The following is a 16867-nucleotide window of genomic DNA, read 5'->3' as shown; positions in this document are numbered from 1 at the left end:
GTCCGGCCCACGGCTCCCCTGCGCCGGGACCCGGCCGCGGACGGCACTCGATAAGGCAGGACATGCCTTCCCCCCGCCGCTATCGTAATCGGCGAAGTCACCAGAATTCCGGAAAAACGCCCCGATGTCCGTCATTGCCGCCCGCCTCTATCGCCAGGGCCACCCCGCCGAGCCGGTCTCGCTCGAAAACTGCCCGCCGATCCAGGACCGGCCCCAGGGCCAGGGCGAGGACTTCGTCTGGATCGGCCTGCATGAACCGACCGAAGCCGAATTGCGCGCGGTCCAGAAGACCTACGGCCTCCATCCCCTGGCCGTCGAGGATGCGCTGAAGGCGCACCAGTTGCCCAAAGTCGATATCTATGGCGACCAGCTCTTCGTCATCGCCCGCACCGCTCACCTCGAAGGCGACGAGATCGTCTATGGGGAAACCTCGGTGTTCGTGGGCAAGCACCATGTGATCTCGGTCCGCCACGGTTCCGCGCGGGCCCATACCGAGCTGCGCGCCCAGCTGGAGGCCGCGCCCACCCTGCTCTCCAATGGCGTCGACTACGTCCTTCACGCCATTCTCGACTTCATCGTCGATGGCTACCTGCCCATCGTCGAGACCATCGAGGAAAACGTGCTGGAGATCGAGAAGCGCGCGCTCGACGCCTTCCTCGACCGCGAGGACGTGATGCGCCTGTTCGGCCTGCGCCGCGAACTGATCCGGTTCCAGCGCGTGCTGGGGCCGATGGCGGAAGTGAGCAGCAAGCTCGTCCACCTCGACGTGCCCTATCTGGATGCGGCGGTGCGGCCCTACTTCGCGGACGTCTTCGATCATGTGCGCCGTGTCGATTCCATGGTCGCCAGCCTGCGCGAAGTGCTGACGACGGTGTTCGAAGTGASCCACCTGCTGGAATCGCAGCGCCAGGGCACGATCACCCGCCAACTCGCCGCCTGGGCCGCCATCCTGGCTGTCCCCACCGCGATTGCGGGCATCTACGGCATGAACTTCGAGAACATGCCCGAATTGCACATGCGCTACGGCTATTTCGGGGTGCTGACCGTGATCGCCGTGCTCTGCGCCACGCTCTATGCGTGGTTCCGCCATACCCGCTGGCTCTGATCCTCCCACGCCCGCCGCACATCCCAAAGGCCCAAAGGAAAGGCCGCGGAATTCCCTGAGGAACTCCGCGGCCAACCTTCGCAAGCGGTCGTGATCGCTTACGAAGAGCTACCTGTGGTGCTCGAACCCGAAGTGGGGGTCAGCCCGCTCGTGCTCGAACCGGCCGTCGTCGAGCCAGTCGTCGTCGAGCCGGTGGCGGTCGAACCTGTCCGTGCCGAGCCGGGAACCGAAGCCCCCTGGCCGGTGTCCGTCCAGTTCGTGCCGCCGGTGACGCGCAAGTTGTTCTGGACGTGCTTCACGCCGGTGACGTCATCGGCAAGGTCTTCCGCACGGCGCTTGGCGTTGCGGCTGCCCACGGTGCCGTCCAGCGTGATCTCGCCGTCCTTGGCGACGACGCGGATATTGGTGGCATCCACGCGCCAGTCCTGCGTCAGGCGGTCGTTCACATCCTCGCGGATGCGCTCGTCGGATCGGGTATAATCCGAAGGACCGCGACCGCGATGGTCGTCCTCGCGGCGGCGGGCGGCCTCTTCGTCGCCGAACCAGCTGGCGATCTCGTCACCGGCCTTTGCGAAGAAGCCGCGTTCCTCGCCATATTCGCGCCACTCGCCGTAATCGCGCGGGCTGCGGCTTTCGCTTTCCTGTTCGCCATAGCCACGGCTGCCGAAATATCCGCGACCGAACGTGTCGAACGTCGGGCGGTAGCTGAAGCTCGGGCTCAATCCGCCGCCACCGCCGCGCCGGGCGGAAAAGTCCCGTCCGCCGTAGTCCTCGCTGGTGAAGCTGGCGAAGTCGTTGCCGCCGCTGGCATCGTATTCGCGGCTGGGATAAGCGCCGCGGTCGCCCGAAAAGCGATAGGACTGGTCACCGCCGCGGCGACTGTAATCGTCGCCATAGGCGCGTTCGCCGTAGCCACGCTCGCGGCCATAGCGCCCGCCGGCTCGTCCGCCCTCTCGATAGCCCGCCCCGTCGCGGCCAGCGGCTCGATAGCCGGACTCGTCGCGGGGATCGCTGCGATAGCGGCCTTCCAGGTCCTCCGCGGACGTGGCGCGGCGGCGGCGCGTCTCTTCGGAATAGCGGGTCTGCTGGTCTTCGTCGTTACCCCAGCCGCCGGTCTGGCGAGGGGATTCGCTTTGCCACTGGTTGGCCTGGCGGGGAGTTTCCCAGTCGGAGTCTTCGTTGCGGTAACCACCGGACTGCTGGCCGCCGAAGTTCGAATCACGCCGATTCATCGATGCTCTCCTTGGTGTCGTTCTGCTATGCCGAGACCGGCCCCGGCCGGGGTGCGGGGGCGCGCTCTGCATCGGCTGATAGTGGAACGTGGCGGGACGGACAGACGATCCACTGCCCAACGCTCAAGGAATCGATTTCATCGCACGCGGCGAAAATGCGGCCGCCCGAATGCCTAGAACTGCATCCTCACCTGACAGCCGAGCGCGAGCGCATTCGCCGTGGAGCGGAAGTTGAACGCGCCCGGGTCAAGAATGTACTGCACGTCCGGACGCACCACCAGCCAGCGGTTCGCCTGGAAGCCGTAGCTCAGTTCGATGGCCGTTTCCCCTGCCGGCAGCGAGGCATAGCTGCCCGGCACCGGCGCCGTATCGACATGAAGGCGGCGCAGGCGCGGATCGACCACGGCGTGGGTGAAGCCCAGCCCCACGGTGTCGGCATCGCGGCCCGCGAACGTCCCGGTCTTGACCAGTCCGCCCGCGTACCAGCGGGTGATCTGCGCCGAGATCTGCGGATTGGCCGTGAACTGCCCGAAGACCGAGAGGCCGCGGCTGCTGCCGCTCCGCCCCCCACTCTCGCGCCAGATCATCTGGTCCGCCAGGATATAGAAGCCGTAGCGCCCTTTCACGGTGCCGCCGCCGCCCTGCCGGGTGACGCGAGACGTATCGTAATAGCCGCCCACCTTGTAGTGCCCGGGAAGGACGCGGCTGCCTTTCGCCGCGCCGGGATCGTATTCGAACTCCAGCGGCAGGAGCACGCCGATGGTGCCGCCGGCGAAGGGGTTCCAGGCATTGTCCTGATCGTTGAGGCGCGGGTTCACCTGGTAGAGCCCGGTGCGCACGATCAGGTCCGGCCGCAACCGATAGCGCAAGGCCGCGCCCCAGCGGGCATTGGGGTAGTTGTACCAGCCGCTGTCGCCGGACATCGAAAGCGGATGGGCGCAGAAGGCCGCGTTCACGAAATTGCAGCCGATCGGCATGCCGCCCAGATCGTTGCCCATGGCGAAATAGCCGAGCCGCAGGTCGAGCTTGCCGCCCATCAGGCTCTGCTCGATGCTGGCCTCTGTCAGGCGCGCGTAATAGCCGCCGGCCGCCTCCTGGATCGGCAGGCGATTGCCCACATAGTCCGAAGAGAGGCCCACGCCCCGCCGGTCGTTCACGGTCAGGTGCACGGTGGCGCCCTGCCAGCCGGCCAGGCGCTCCATGTCGAGATCCGTACCCATGCGGACTTGCTGGACATACGTGGTGCCGCGGCGCTCTCCGCCATCCACGGCCGAGAATGTCTCCGAGACGTAGTCGCCGCGAAAGATCACGCCCGACTGCTTCAGCCGGGTGCGCAGGCCGCCCCAGTCCCCCGTGAGGGTCTCGCGCCCGGCGGGCGGCGGGACCGGCTTTTCGGCGGCGGCCGGGGGTTCGACCGGCCCGGCGGTTTGCGGCGCTTCCGGTTCATCCGCATGAGCGGGAAGCGCGGCCAGCGGCGCGGCGAGAAGCAGCCCGAAACCGGTGGTCCGGGCGGCACGGCGAATCAAGGTCTGGATGCGTCGGGCCAAGGCCCCCTCCTCCCCGCCGTCCTGCGTGACGCGGGCTTGCTTTCGTTTGAAGGAATATGGGGCGGCGACCGGCGCCGCCCCCAGCCGCTACTTAAGCGTATAAGCGATCACGTAGTCCCCGCGGTCGGGCGACTGACGCGCACCGCCTGCAGTGATGACGACATATTGCTTGCCCGTCCGGGGCGACTTGTAGCTCATCGGCCCGCCCTGGCTGCCGACGGGCAGACGGGCCTTCCAGACTTCCTTGCCGTTCGCCGCATTGAAGGCGCGCAAGTAGTAGTCCTGGGTACCGGCGATGAAGACCAGGCCGCCCTGCGTGGCCAGCGTTCCGCCCAGGGTCGGCAAGCCGATCGGGATCGGCAGCCCCATCTTGATGCCCATGGGGCCGGTATCGCGCACGGTGCCGACCGGGACCTGCCACTTCACTTTGCGGGTCTTCATGTCGATCGCCGTCAGCGTGCCGAAGGGCGGGGCCTGACAGGGAACGCCCAGCGCGGAGAGGAAGCGGTCCTTCACCACCGAATAGGGCGTGCCCTTCAGCGGCACGCTGCCCATGCCGGTGTTGATCGCCTCGCCCGCGGCGCCGGCCTTGCCCGCCTGCGCCTTGGTCTGGGCGACCATGCGCACCCAGAGGCCCAGGCGCATGTCGTTGGCGAAGATCGTGCCCGTGGTCGGGTCGGTCGACAGTCCGCCCCAGTTCATTCCGCCCAGCGATCCCGGGAAGCTGAGCGACTTGTCGGTGCCCGGCGCGGTGTAGAGCCCTTCGTAACGCATGCCCTTGAAGGCGATGCGGCACAGGAGCTGGTCGAAGGGCGTTGCGCCCCACATGTCCGCCTCGGTCAGCGGGCCCACGCCGATCTGCGGCATGCCCACCGAACGCGGCTGGGTGAGCGCGTAAGGCTCGTTGGGAATATCCGCGGCCTTGACTGCGACGTCGGCCACTTCGGTCAGCGGCTTGCCGGTCGCGCGGTCGAGCACGTAGAGCTGGCCGGCCTTGGTGCCGAAGACCAGCGCCGGGACCGTCCGCCCGTCCTTGGCCGCGAAGTCGATGAAGCTGGGCTGCATCGGCAGGTCGAAGTCCCAGAGGTCGTTGCGGACGGTCTGGAAGTGCCACTTCTCCTTGCCGGTCGTGGCGTCGAGCGCCAGCATCGAGGCGCCGTAACGGTGATCCAGCGATCTCCGGGGAACGCCGTAGAGATCCACCGAGGAGCTGCCCACCGGCATGAACACGGTGTTCGACGCCGGATCGTAGGACATCGCCGCCCAGACATTGGGGGTGGAGCGGGTATAGGTCTGGCCCGGCGCGGGCATTCCGGTGATCGCCGGGTTACCGGGATCGAAGGCCCAGCGCAGCTGGCCGGTGACCACGTCGAAGCCGCGCATCACGCCGCCCGGCATGTCGACCTGCACGTTGTCCGCCACGCGGCCGCCGACGACCACGGTAGTGCCGGCCAGGGTCGGCGCCGAGGTCAGCTGATATTGCGGGTCCGGCGCATTGCCGAGCCCGGCCTTGAGGTCGACGCGGCCGCCGTTGCCGAAGTCCGGGCAGAACTTGCCGGTCTCGGCATCGAGCGCGATCAGTTCGGCATTGATGGTGTTCATCAGGATGCGGCGCTGGCACGGCGCGCCCTCAGGCACGGTAACGGCGGTCACCGGGCTCGATCCGGGCATCGCCGGCTGCTGAAGGGGTGCCCCGGCATCGAAATAGGCCAGGCCGCGGCAGCGGTTCCAGACGGAAGCGCGCGCATCGATCCGCGCCTTCCACTTCTCGCGCCCGGTATCGGCATCGAGCGCGATGACGTTGTTGTGCGGCGTGCAGATATAGACGGTATCGCCTACCTGAAGCGGGGTATCCTGGTCCTCGGCGCCATTGCCGTCGCTCACGGCCACGTCGCCGGTGCGGTAGGTCCAGGCGACCTTGAGGTTTTTCACGTTGTCGCGGGTGATCTGGTCCAGCGCGGCGAAGCGGCTGCCGCCGCTGGTATTGCCATAGGCTTCCCAGTTCTTCTGCTCATGCGCGGGATCGACCGGGACCAGAGCGCCTTCCGGACCCGAGAAGGCAACGGTCGCATGGGGCACGAACATGCCCGCAAAACCCGCGGCCGAGCCAAGCCCGACGACCGCCGCCACGCCCAGCGCGGGTTTCCACGCCGGAGCCAGCCCGGCAGCGCGGCGCAGCAGCGGATAGGAGACCGCAACCACCGTCGCGCCGACGCCCATGGCCAGAAGGCGCGAGATCAGCGGCCAGAACGAGAAGCCCACTTCCCAGAGCGCCCAGGGAACCGTCAGCAGGAAGACTGCGCCGAACAGCAGTGCGCCGATCGGCCGGCGGCGCGCGATGAGCACGCCCGAGACCATCAGCGCGAGGCCGGCCAGTACGAAGTAGAGGCTGCCCCCCAGACTGACGAGCTTCGCGCCGCCGATCGTGAAGAAGAGCCCGGCGGCCACGACCACCACCCCCAGCAGGAAGAGCCATGCCCTTGTCGGCATATTGGCGTCGTGCTTCCTGGCGTCGTACTTCGTGCCCCGCATTCGGCACCTCCTTGCTTTGATTTCACATGCGATTCAGAATCGCGCAGCGCGGAAAAAGGCGAACAGAAACGGTCAGGACACGCGCGATCCGGCCTTCCGGTTCAGGAAAGCAGGAACAGCGCGCAATCAATGCTTTGCCGGTCTGGTGACTGCACGGATTGGAAGCGTCGCGCATTGGCACTCCATCACGCTCTCGACCAATTTGAATTGCGCAAGGGCAATCGCTTATTGCTTTGTTATTGCTATAGTATTCCAAACCATAAAGTTATGGAAGTCTATCTTTACGTTATGGCCGCGCGGCATGGAGGCGGAGAACGTCGGATCGGACGCATTGTCTACCGATTAAGTTGACATTGAAGGGGCAGTGTGCGAGCGCCCGGATCGACAGTTTGCGGCCGCCTGCCCTTGCAGGATGCGCCGCAAGCGACGAAATGGGCTGCGGCCCGGGCCTTCCGGCCAGCACCGCCGATGGCCCGCACCGGCGAAGCAGGCCAGTGGCGGCAAGCCGGTAACGAAAGTAAGCGAATGTCGAATTCCCCGCGCTCCCAACGGTCATGGCTTCCCGGTTTCGGGACTCAGGTCATGCTGGGCATGGTCGTCGGCCTCGGCGCGGGGCTGGTGGTCCGGCAACTGGGTGCCGACAGTGCGCTGGCCAGCGGTGCGAGCGAGACATTCCACACGATCGCACAGATCTTCGTCCAGCTGCTGCGCACTCTGGTGCCGCCGCTGGTCTTCACCGCCATCATCGCCTCGGTCGCGGCGCTGCGCGGGCTCGACAATGCAGTGAAGCTGGTGGGCCAGACCCTGCTGTGGTTCGCGATCACCGCGTTGATCGCCGTGCTCATCGGCATAGCCCTGGGCCTGACGATCCAGCCCGGCCTTCACGCCAGCGTCGATGCCGGCGCCGCGCAAGTCCCCAAGGCGGTGGGCGGCTGGCTGGACTTCCTGAAAGGACTGGTTCCCGCCAATTACCTGGGCATCACCGCATCGACCACCATCGAGGCGGACGGCCCGGAAACCGCCGTTTCGTTCAACGTCCTGCAGATCATCATCGCGGCCGTGGCCGTGGGCGCCGCTGCCGTGCGCATCGGTGACAAGGCGGAACCGTTCCTGACCTTCATGACGTCCGCCAACCTCGTGCTGCGACAGATGCTGCGCTGGCTCATCGCGCTGACCCCACTGGGCTCCGCCGCGCTGATCGCCAATGCCGTGGTGAGCTATGGGTGGGATGCTCTTTCCGCGCTCGGCGCCTTTGCCGGCGCGGTCTACATCGGCCTCGCGATCGTCCTGCTGGCGGTCTACCCGATCCTGCTGCTGATCCACGGCATCAACCCGATCCGGTTCTTCTCGGTAGCCTGGCCGGCCATCCAGATCGGCTTCCTCTCGCGCTCCTCGGTGGGCACCATGCCGGTGACCGAGGAAGTGACGGAGCGCCTCGGCGTGCCGCGCTCCTATGCCGCTTTCGCCGTGCCGCTGGGCTCGACCACCAAGATGGACGGCTGCGCGGCGATCTATCCCGCGATCTCGGCGATCTTCGTGGCCCAGTTCTACGGCGTGCCGCTGCAGCTTTCCGACTATGCGCTGATCGTCTTCGTCTCGGTGATCGGATCGGCCGCCACGGCCGGCCTGACCGGCGCCGTCGTCATGCTGACGCTCACGCTCTCCACCTTGCGCCTGCCGCTGGAGGGCGTGGGGCTGCTGCTGGCGATCGACCCGATCCTGGACATGGGTCGCACGGCGGTCAACGTGGCGGGGCAGGCCCTGGTGCCCACGATCGTCTCGGAGCGTCTCGGGATGCGCGGTCCGATGCAGTTCCAGCCCGCCGAAGAGGGTGCCCCGGCCGCGTCCTGACGGGAACCGCGGCTGCTTCCGTGGATTGTTTCCCGAACAATTGGAAAGGAAAAACCATGCGTTCGGGACTTCTCTGGCTGATCGGCGTTCCGATCCCCATCATCCTGCTGCTGGCCTATTGCTCGGGCCACTTCTGATCCGCACGGGAAGCGACACGGCAGGCACCGGCTGAACGGTGCCACGCGCTCCGGGACGGCGCGAGGCAGTCCCGGAGTTCATCGTCAATGCGGCGTCGCGCCGGTCTCGAAGCCGGTCTTGTCATGCAGGGCGAAGCGGTCGACGATATCGGCGCTGGCCCGGTTGTAGCCGTCGATCTCCACGCTGCGGCCTTCCCGGCGAAGGCGGGCGACCACCTTGTCCAGCGCGCCGACGCCCGAGATGTCCCAGAAATGCGCTGCCGAAACGTCGATAAGGACGTGCGAGGCCTCGCTCTCGGACTGGAACGCGCGCGTGAAGCGCTGGACCGAGGCGAAGAAGATCTGCCCGGTGACGCGGTACGTGGCATGCGAGCCATCGGCGGAAAGCGCCCGCTCCACCGCAAACATGCGCTGCACTTTGCCCGCAAAGAACACCCCCGAAAGCAGGACCCCCGCCAGCACGCCCAGTGACAAGTCGCGCGTGGCGACGACGACCACGACCGTCACCAGCATGACCGCCGAGGATGTCGGCGGATGGCGGCGCAAGTTGGCGATCGAGGCCCAGCTGAACGTGCCGATCGAGACCATCACCATCACCGCGACCAGCGCCGGCATGGGAATGCGGCCGACCCAGGGGCCGAGCACCGCCAGGAGCAACAGCAGGAAGGCGCCGGCCACGAACGTCGAAAGCCGTCCGCGTCCGCCCGAGCTGACATTGATAACCGACTGGCCGATCATGGCGCAGCCGCCCATGCCGCCGAACAGGGCGGCAACGATATTGGCGCTTCCCTGGCCGGCGCATTCGCGGCGCTTGTCGCTGTCGGTATCGGTCATGTCGTCGACGATCTGCGAGGTCAGCAGCGATTCCAGCAGGCCGACCGCGGCCATCGTCAGCGAATAGGGCAGGATGATGCGCAAGGTGTCCAGCGTCAGCGGAACCTGCGGCAGCGCGAAGCTCGGCAGGCCCTCGGGCAGGCGGCCCATGTCGCCCACCGTGTGCACGGGCAGGCCCATGGCGATGCCGATGGCCGAAAGCACCAGGATCGCCACCAGCGGCGACGGCACGGCCCGGGTCAGGCGCGGGAACAGGTAGATGATCGCCAACCCGCCCAGGACCATGGCGTAAGTCTCCCAGCCCACATGGGTCAGTTGGGGCAGCTGCGCCATGAAGATCAGGATCGCCAGCGCGTTGACGAAGCCGGTGATTACCGAGCGCGAGACGAACTGCATCACCAGGTCCAGCCGCAGCAGGCCCGCGACGATCTGGAACAGGCCCATGAGGATCGTTGCCGCGAAGAGATATTCGAGGCCGTGATCGCGCACCAGCGGGCCGATGAGCACGGCCACCGCGGCCGTCGCGGCCGAGATCATTGCCGGGCGGCCGCCGGTGATGGAGATCACGATGGCGATCGCCACCGAGGCGTAGAGGCCGACGCGCGGGTCGACCCCGGCGATGATGGAGAAGCCGATGGCCTCGGGAATGAGCGCGAGGGCGACGACGATCCCCGCAAGCACGTCGCGGCGCGCCGTCGGGGCGTCGCTGAACCACTGCCGCCGATAGCGGGCGAAAGCATTGGACATGGAAAAGGTCCGCAATTGCGCATGACGCCGGCAGTGCCGGTGCTGAATGAAGGAAGTCATGCGAGATTGTCCGGCGGATCGGCGGCCGGAATAGCCACCCGGATTCTCACCGGGCTCCTTGCGAATGGCGGCCCCTTACACGACCTTGCCAGCCGGTTTCAACCCTTGCACCTGCCAGTTCCTGCGCACGGCCAGCGCCCCGCCAGCCAGCCGCCCGCCAGTCCCGATGGCGAAACTGTCTGTCGCCGGGGCGGCGATCGGTGGTAGACGGGGGCATGGCGCCGCCACCGACCCTTTCCCTGGACTTGCGCAGCTACGGCCCGGACAGCACGACCGATCGCCACGGCTTCGCGCAGATCGTGCTGCCGCTGGAAGGCGCGCTGTCGATGGAGATCGGCACGCGCGGCGCGGCGATCCTGCGCGGGGACATGGCCTTCGTCGAAAGCGACACGTTCCACGACCAGGTGAGCGCGGTGCCGAACCGTTCGTTCATTCTCGACCTCGACCCCGAGGCGCTGGCCCCGCGCCTGCGCGAGGAGCTGATCCGGCGCCCCTACACCGCGCTCTCGCCTGCCGCGGGCAAGCTGGTGGACTTCATGGCGCTGATGGCCGCGCAGCAGGATGCCTCGGCGGAAACGACACAGGCCATGGTGGATCGCTGGGCACCGCTGTTCCTCGATACGCTGGCAGGCGGCATGCCGCGCTCTCGCCTGCGGCTGGCCGCCCTGCTCGCGGCCCTGGAGGCCGAGCCGGGCCGGGACTGGACGGCCGCCGCGATGGGCCGCCATGCCGGTGTCGGCGTCAGCCGCCTTCACGAGCTGTTCCGCCAGGAACTGGACACCACGCCGCGCGCCTGGCTTTCCGACCTGCGCCTGAAGCGGGTGCGCGAGGCGCTGGCCGCTGGGCATCGCTCCATCGCCGAACTGGCCTATCGCTTCGGCTATTCCGACCAGAGCGCCTTGACGCGCGCCCTGCGCAAGGCCACGGGGCTGCCGCCGGCGGCCTATCGCCGCCAGATGCAGGATGCGATCGCGGAAAGCCCGCCAGAGACGCAGGGTGAGACCGGGCCGGAGCCTCGGTCAAAACCGGCGTAGACGGGGACAAGACCCCCGCGGGCAACCGTTGCAATCTGCCGCCTTTCTGGACGGAGTCAGCAGTGTCGGACGCGCGGAACACGATTGTCGGAGTAGGGTTCGGCGCAGCGGCCGGCGCGGTCTGGGGGCTGGTCTTCCTCGCGCCGGAACTGGCGGGAGACTTCGGCCCGCTCTACCTCGCCGCCGGGCGCTATCTTGCCTATGGCCTGATCGCGGCGGCGCTGCTGGTGCCCAAGTGGCCGATGCTGGTGCGGCATCTCGGCCGTACCGAGTGGATCGCGCTGGCCTGGCTCAGCCTGCTGGGCAACACGCTCTACTACATCCTGCTGTCGAGCGCGGTACAGATGGCGGGGATCGCGGTGACGTCGCTCATCATCGGCTTCATCCCGGTCGTCGTCACCATCGTCGGCAGCCGCGATGCCAGCGCGCCTTCGCTGGCGCGGCTGGCGCCCTCGCTGCTGCTCGGCATCGGCGCGATCGGCTGCATCGGCTGGCAGACCCTGGCGAGCAGCCATGCCCAGGCCGGTATCATGCCGCTGATCGGGCTGCTTTGCGCGGTGGGCGCGCTGGCCTCCTGGGCGACGTTCGCCATCATCAACAGCCGCTGGCTGGTGCGGCTGGAGCACGTCTCCGCCCACGACTGGAGCCTGCTGCTGGGCATCGTCACCGGACTGCAGGCAGTGGTGCTGGTGCCGCTCGCGCTCCTGCTCGAACCGGCCGCGCACGATGCGGCGGCATGGTACCGGTTCCTGGCGGTGTCCGGCGCAGTCGCGCTGTTCGCCTCGGTCGTGGGCAATGCCTTGTGGAACACCATGAGCCGCCTGCTGCCGCTCACCATGGTCGGCCAGATGATACTGTTCGAGACCGCTTTCGCCTTGCTTTACGCCTTCCTCTGGGAAGCCCGGCTGCCGACCGTTCCCGAAATGCTGGCCATCGCCTGCATGGGCGCAAGCGTCGTCTCCTGCCTGACCGCGCACGGCCCGAGACGCGCCGCCGCGGTTGCTTAGGGTCGGGATCTAGGTCGCAGCGCTCGCCGGCCCTGCCAGCGTATCGTCCGCACCCACCGCGCTGTAAACGGTGATCCGGTTGGTGAGGTCCGCCAGGATCGTCGCGATCCGGGTCTGGCGATAGGCGTAGAGCGACCGCTGGGCGACCAGCGCATCGAGATAGGTATCCGTCCCCGCCCGGTACTGCGCGTCTGCCAGTCGGTAGCTCCTCTCCGCCGCCGTCACCAGCCGGTCCTGCGCCGCGCGCTGCTCGGTGATGGTGCCGCGCCGGGCGAGCGCGTCGGCGACATCCTTGAAGGCGGACTGTACCGCCGCGCGGTAAGTCGCGAGGTAATATTCGCGCTGCGCCTTGGCATATTCGAGGTTGCCCTTGTTGGTGCCGCCCAGGATCGGCAGGCTCGCGCTCGCCGTGCCGCTGGCGCCGAGCGCACCGCCGGTGAAGAGATCCCCCAGCGCCGTGCTGGCCAGGCCGAGCGCGGAAGTCAGCGAGATCGTCGGGAAGAACGCCGCGCGGGCCGCCCCGATCTGCGCATAGGCCCCCTTCAGCTGATGCTCCGCCTCCACCACGTCCGGGCGGCGCAGCAGGACTTCGGAGGAAAGGCCGGCGGGCACCTGGCCTATGCGTGCATCCAGTTCGGCCAGCGAGGCGGGCAGCAGGGCATCCTCCACCGACCCGCCGACCAGCAGCTCCAGCGCATTGCGGTCCTGCGCCACCAGCGTCGTCTGCGAAGCGACGTCGGAGTTGGCCTGCTCCAGCACCGTCTGCGCCGAGGCCAGGTCTCCGGCCGCCGCAAGCCCCGATTTCAGCAGGCTCTGCGTCAGGTCCACCGAGCGCTGGCCGCTGGCGCGCGTCTCCTGGGCCAAGGTCAGCAGATCGCGGTCGGAGGCGAGCGTGACATAGGCCGTCGCCACATTGGCCACGAGCGTCAGCCTGGCGGCGCGATAGCCGGACTCGGTCGAGAGATAGGTCTCCAGCGCTTCGCGGCTCTGGTTCTTGAGGCGCCCGAACAAGTCGAGTTCGAAGGCGCTGAAGCCGGCATTGGCACTGTAGGTCTGGGTATCGCCCTGCGAGGACCGGAGCCCGCGCGTGCCGGTCGCGCTGGCCGTGCCGGCCAGGGTCGGCAACTGGTACGACCGCTCGACATGGTACTGCGCCCGCGCCGAAGCGACATTGGCCAGGCTGGCCTGAAGGTTCTGGTTGTTCGCAAGCGCCCGCTCGATCACCGATTGCAGGCGCGGATCGGCAAGGAGCGTGCGCCAGGGCATACCTGCCCCGCCGGCTTCGGCAGGGGCATAGGCCGCGCCTTGCGGCCACTGCGCAGGCGCGGCCGCTTCGGGCTGGACGTACTTGGGCGCCATGTTGCAGCCGGCAAGGGCCGTGGCGGCGACAAGGAGCGGTATCGTGGTGCGACGCATCGACTGGTTCCTCGATGAAGGTGCCCGGAGCCCCGACCTGATGGGGCTCCGGGCTTCACCGGCGCGGGAGGGTGCGACTGTTCCGCGCCGGTGAATGGGGAGAGAGGGGAGGCTCAGGCCTCTCCTTCGGATGGGGTGCCCGGGACTTCGGCATGCGATGCAGGCCGCAGGTCCCGGGCAGCGTCGTCCTTGCCGCCTCGGTGGAAGAGCTTGGCAACGACGACGAAGAACATCGGCACGTAGAAGATCGCCAGCGCCGTCGCGGTCAGCATGCCGCCCAGCACGGCAGTGCCGATGGCGATGCGGCCTTGCGCGCCTGCCCCGCTGGCGATGGCGAGCGGGACGACGCCGGCCATGAAGGCGATCGACGTCATCATGATCGGTCGCAGGCGCACGCGGGCCGCTTCCAGCGCGGCGTGGAGCATGTCCTTGCCGTCGCGCCAGGACATTTCCGCGAACTCGACGATCAGGATCGCGTTCTTGGCGGCAAGGCCGATGGTGGTGAGCAGGCCGACCTGGAAGTAGATGTCGTTCTCCAGCCCGCGCGCGGCCACCGCGATCACCGCGCCGATCACGCCCAGCGGGATCACCAGCAACACTGCCAACGGCACCGACCAGCTCTCGTAAAGCGCGGCAAGGCACAGGAACACCACCGCGATCGACAGCGCATAGAGGTAGACCGCCTGCCCGCTCGACTGGTTCTGCTGGTAGGACAGGTCGCTCCAGGCATAGCTCGTGCCCGGCGCGATCTTCTGCTGCAGCGCGACCATCTCCTTCATCGCATCGCCGGAGCTGTAGCCCGAACCGGCATCGCCCTGGATCGTGTAGGACGAGCGGCCATTGAAGCGAGAGAGGCTGTTCGGTCCGGTTTCCCAACCCATCGTCGTGAAGGCGGAGAACGGCACCATCTTGCTCGTGCCGTCGCCATTGGTGCCCGATGTCGAGCGGACGAACCACTTGTCGAGGTCGCTCGGCAGCATGCGCGCGGTAGCCTCGCCCTGGACGTAGACTTTCTTCACGCGGCCACGGTCGATGAAGTCGTTGACGTATGTGCCGCCCCAGGCCGTGCTCAGGGTGTCAGTGGCATTGTCCACCGAAAGGCCGAGGACGGAGAGCTTGGCGTCATCGTAGTGGATGTCGAACTGCGGCGTATCCGGCAGGGTGGAGGCGCGGACTTGCGAGAGCTTGGGATCCTGGTTGGCCGCCGCGATCAGCTTGTCGCGCAGGGCGACGAACTTGGCCCGGTCCATGTTGGTGGAATTGAGCAACTGGAACGAGAACCCGTTCGACTGGCCCAGCCCCTGGATCGAAGGCGGGGTCATCACGAAGACCTGCGCATCGCGGATCTTGCCCAGCTTGGCCATGATCCGTCCGCTGATCGCCGCTGCGCTCTTGCTGGAATCCTTGCGCTCGTCGAACGGCGCCAGGCTGGCGAAGCCCATGCCCGCATTCTGGCCCGCTCCGTTGAAGCTGAAGCCGCCGATGGTGAAGCGCAGCGGCACGTTGTCGCCTTCGGAGGCGAAGGCCGCCTCGATCTGTTCGCGCACCTTGTCGGTCCGCTCGGAGGTCGCGCCGGCGGGAAGCTGGTAGACGACCATGACCTGGCCCTGATCCTCGGTCGGAAGAAAGCCGGTGGGCAGGCGCGTGAAGACCACCACGAGCGCGACGATCACCAGTCCGTAGACCACCAGCCACACGCGGCGGCGGGCGATCAGCTTCTCGGTCGTGTCGACATAGCGGCCGGTCATGCGGTCGAACCAGCGATTGAAGCCGCCGAACCAGCCGTCGATCCGCTTCTGGCCCCGTTGCACCGCGCCGCGCAGGCCCGTGGCGGGCACCTGCGCGTGATCCTCATGTTCACGCGGCTTCAGCAAAGTGGAGCAGAGCGCGGGCGAGAGGATCAGCGCGGTCAGCACCGAAAGCGCCATGGCGGAGACGATGGTGACCGAGAACTGGCGATAGATCACGCCCGTCGAGCCGCCGAAGAACGCCATCGGCAACAGCACCGCCGAAAGCACCAGCGCGATGCCGACCAGCGCGGAGCCGATCTCCTCCATCGAGCGGACGGTGGCGCGATAGGGGCTGAGGCCGTCCTCGTGCATCAGGCGCTCGACATTCTCGACCACGACGATGGCGTCGTCGACGAGGAGGCCGATGGCCAGAACCATGGCGAACAGGGTCAGCGTGTTGATCGAATAGCCCAGCAACGCCAGGATGCCGAAGGTGCCCATGAGCACGACCGGCACGGCAATGGCCGGCACCAGCGTGGCGCGCCAGCTCTGGAGGAAGGCGTACATCACCAGGACGACGAGCACGATGGCGATCACCAGGGTCTCGATCACTTCCTTGATCGAAAGCTTCACGAAGTCGCTGGTGTCGCGGGCGTAGGCGATCTTGTAGCCGCTGGGCAGGCCCTGTGCGAGTTCGTCGACGCGCGCTTTCACCGCGGCCACGGTCTTGAGCGCGTCCGCGCCGGAGGCCAACTCGATGCCGATGCCCGAAGCCGGATGGCCGTTGAGGCGGGCCGAAGTCGAATAGCTCTCCTGTCCCAGTTCCACCCGCGCCACGTCGGAAAGGCGCACGACGGAGCCGTCCGTCAGCGTCTTCACCACGATGTCGCGGAACTGCTCGGGCGTCTGCAGGCGCGACTTCGCCTTGACGACGGCGTTCAGCATCTGCCCCTTGGCCAGCGGCTCGGCGCCGAGCTGGCCTGCGGAAAGGTCCACGTTCTGCGACGAGATCGCGCTGGTGACGTCCGAGGGTATCAATTGCCGCGCCGCCAGCCTGGCCGGGTCGAGCCAGATGCGCATGGCATATTGCGCGCCGAACACGCGCACCCCGCCCACGCCGTTGACGCGGGCGAGATCGTCCTGGAAATTCGAGACGAGATAGTCGGCCACGTCGCTGTCGGTGGTCTTGTCGCTCTCGTCGTAGAGGCCGACCACCAGCAGCATGTCCGACCCCGACTTGGTGACGGTGAGGCCCTGCTGCTGGACCTGGGTGGGCAGGCGCGAATTGGCCTGCTGCACCTTGTTCTGCACCTGCACTTGCGCCACGTCAGGGTCGGTGCCCTTGGCGAAAGTCGCGGTGACCGAAGCCGAACCCGAACTGTCCGAACTCGACGAGAAGTAGAGCAGGTTGTCGATGCCGGTCAGCTGCTGTTCGATCACCTGGGTGACCGAATTCTCCAGCGTCTGCGCCGAAGCGCCCGGATAAGTGGCGCTGACGGTGACAGAAGGCGGCGCAACATCGGGATATTGCGCGACGGGAAGGCTCATGATGCCGGCGACACCGGCCATCATGACGATGATGGCGATGACCCAGGCGAAGATCGGCCGGTCGACGAAATAGCGGCTGAGGTTCAT

General features: G+C 67.4%; 11 protein-coding genes and 1 other annotated feature. Of the genes, 4 read left to right on the top strand and 7 right to left on the bottom strand.

Going from position 1 to position 16867, the window contains the following annotated elements:
* Positions 1-124 precede the first annotated feature (124 nt).
* A complete protein-coding gene (locus tag AB4Z00_RS22370; protein ID WP_442047306.1) occupies positions 125-1105 on the top strand; it encodes a magnesium and cobalt transport protein CorA in 981 nt (326 codons plus the stop codon).
* A gap of 98 nt (positions 1106-1203) precedes the next feature.
* Here AB4Z00_RS22370 and AB4Z00_RS22365 read toward each other — a convergent pair whose 3' ends face one another.
* From AB4Z00_RS22365 to AB4Z00_RS22350, 4 genes are all read right to left on the bottom strand, one after another.
* Positions 1204-2337 carry a BON domain-containing protein gene (locus AB4Z00_RS22365; RefSeq protein ID WP_442047305.1) on the bottom strand — a complete coding sequence of 378 codons (1134 nt, stop codon included), beginning with the start codon at positions 2335-2337 and terminating at the stop codon, positions 1204-1206.
* A gap of 173 nt (positions 2338-2510) precedes the next feature.
* Positions 2511-3884, bottom strand: coding sequence for a carbohydrate porin (locus tag AB4Z00_RS22360; RefSeq protein WP_442047304.1), 1374 nt, complete (start codon positions 3882-3884; stop codon positions 2511-2513).
* 87 nt (positions 3885-3971) lie between these two features.
* Positions 3972-6416, bottom strand: coding sequence for a glucose/quinate/shikimate family membrane-bound PQQ-dependent dehydrogenase (locus AB4Z00_RS22355; RefSeq protein WP_442047303.1), 2445 nt, complete (start codon positions 6414-6416; stop codon positions 3972-3974).
* A gap of 22 nt (positions 6417-6438) precedes the next feature.
* Positions 6439-6591 (bottom strand): hypothetical protein, encoded by a 153-nt coding sequence (locus AB4Z00_RS22350; protein ID WP_165921496.1) that lies wholly within the window; start codon positions 6589-6591, stop codon positions 6439-6441.
* Between the two features lie 350 nt (positions 6592-6941).
* Here AB4Z00_RS22350 and AB4Z00_RS22345 point away from each other — a divergent pair, with 350 nt between their 5' ends.
* Positions 6942-8267 carry a dicarboxylate/amino acid:cation symporter gene (locus AB4Z00_RS22345; protein WP_314468798.1) on the top strand — a complete coding sequence of 442 codons (1326 nt, stop codon included), beginning with the start codon at positions 6942-6944 and terminating at the stop codon, positions 8265-8267.
* A 221-nt stretch (positions 8268-8488) separates the two neighbouring features.
* Here the strand turns inward: AB4Z00_RS22345 and AB4Z00_RS22340 are convergent, their stop codons facing one another.
* Complete coding sequence (locus AB4Z00_RS22340; protein ID WP_442047302.1) at positions 8489-9985, bottom strand: SulP family inorganic anion transporter; 1497 nt, start codon at positions 9983-9985, stop codon at positions 8489-8491.
* Positions 9986-10049: 64 nt separating this feature from the next.
* Positions 10050-10105: a sequence feature (sul1 is cis-regulatory element that is thought to sense ions involved in sulfur or methionine metabolism; They are found in Alphaproteobacteria), on the bottom strand.
* Positions 10106-10260: 155 nt separating this feature from the next.
* Here AB4Z00_RS22340 and AB4Z00_RS22335 point away from each other — a divergent pair.
* Together AB4Z00_RS22335 and AB4Z00_RS22330 are read left to right on the top strand one after the other, a co-directional pair.
* Positions 10261-11079 (top strand): AraC family transcriptional regulator, encoded by an 819-nt coding sequence (locus tag AB4Z00_RS22335; protein WP_442047301.1) that lies wholly within the window; start codon positions 10261-10263, stop codon positions 11077-11079.
* A gap of 62 nt (positions 11080-11141) precedes the next feature.
* Positions 11142-12086, top strand: a complete 945-nt coding sequence (locus tag AB4Z00_RS22330; RefSeq protein ID WP_314468793.1) for a DMT family transporter — start codon at positions 11142-11144, stop codon at positions 12084-12086.
* A gap of 9 nt (positions 12087-12095) precedes the next feature.
* Here AB4Z00_RS22330 and AB4Z00_RS22325 read toward each other — a convergent pair whose 3' ends face one another.
* Positions 12096-13502, bottom strand: coding sequence for an efflux transporter outer membrane subunit (locus AB4Z00_RS22325; protein WP_442047300.1), 1407 nt, complete (start codon positions 13500-13502; stop codon positions 12096-12098).
* Between the two features lie 113 nt (positions 13503-13615).
* The gene (locus tag AB4Z00_RS22320) at positions 13616-16867 is read right to left on the bottom strand and encodes an efflux RND transporter permease subunit (protein ID WP_442047299.1); all 3252 of its coding nucleotides are present in this window, start codon (positions 16865-16867) and stop codon (positions 13616-13618) included.

This window comes from Novosphingobium sp. YAF33, from assembly GCF_052113265.1.
GTDB lineage: Bacteria > Pseudomonadota > Alphaproteobacteria > Sphingomonadales > Sphingomonadaceae > Novosphingobium.
The sequence above is the reverse complement of the archived record's forward strand: the minus strand, read 5'-3'. Positions and strand labels throughout refer to the sequence as shown.

Excerpts from the sequence above, each read along its gene's own strand:
- AB4Z00_RS22325 (WP_442047300.1), bottom strand. The coding sequence starts at position 13,502 with ATGCGTCGCACCACGATACCGCTCCTTGTCGCCGCCACGGCCCTTGCC.
- AB4Z00_RS22340 (WP_442047302.1), bottom strand. The coding sequence starts at position 9,985 with ATGTCCAATGCTTTCGCCCGCTATCGGCGGCAGTGGTTCAGCGACGCC.
- AB4Z00_RS22345 (WP_314468798.1), top strand. The coding sequence starts at position 6,942 with ATGTCGAATTCCCCGCGCTCCCAACGGTCATGGCTTCCCGGTTTCGGG.
- AB4Z00_RS22350 (WP_165921496.1), bottom strand. The coding sequence starts at position 6,591 with ATGCGCGACGCTTCCAATCCGTGCAGTCACCAGACCGGCAAAGCATTG.
- AB4Z00_RS22320 (WP_442047299.1), bottom strand. The coding sequence starts at position 16,867 with ATGAACCTCAGCCGCTATTTCGTCGACCGGCCGATCTTCGCCTGGGTC.
- AB4Z00_RS22365 (WP_442047305.1), bottom strand. The coding sequence starts at position 2,337 with ATGAATCGGCGTGATTCGAACTTCGGCGGCCAGCAGTCCGGTGGTTAC.
- AB4Z00_RS22335 (WP_442047301.1), top strand. The coding sequence starts at position 10,261 with ATGGCGCCGCCACCGACCCTTTCCCTGGACTTGCGCAGCTACGGCCCG.
- AB4Z00_RS22355 (WP_442047303.1), bottom strand. The coding sequence starts at position 6,416 with ATGCGGGGCACGAAGTACGACGCCAGGAAGCACGACGCCAATATGCCG.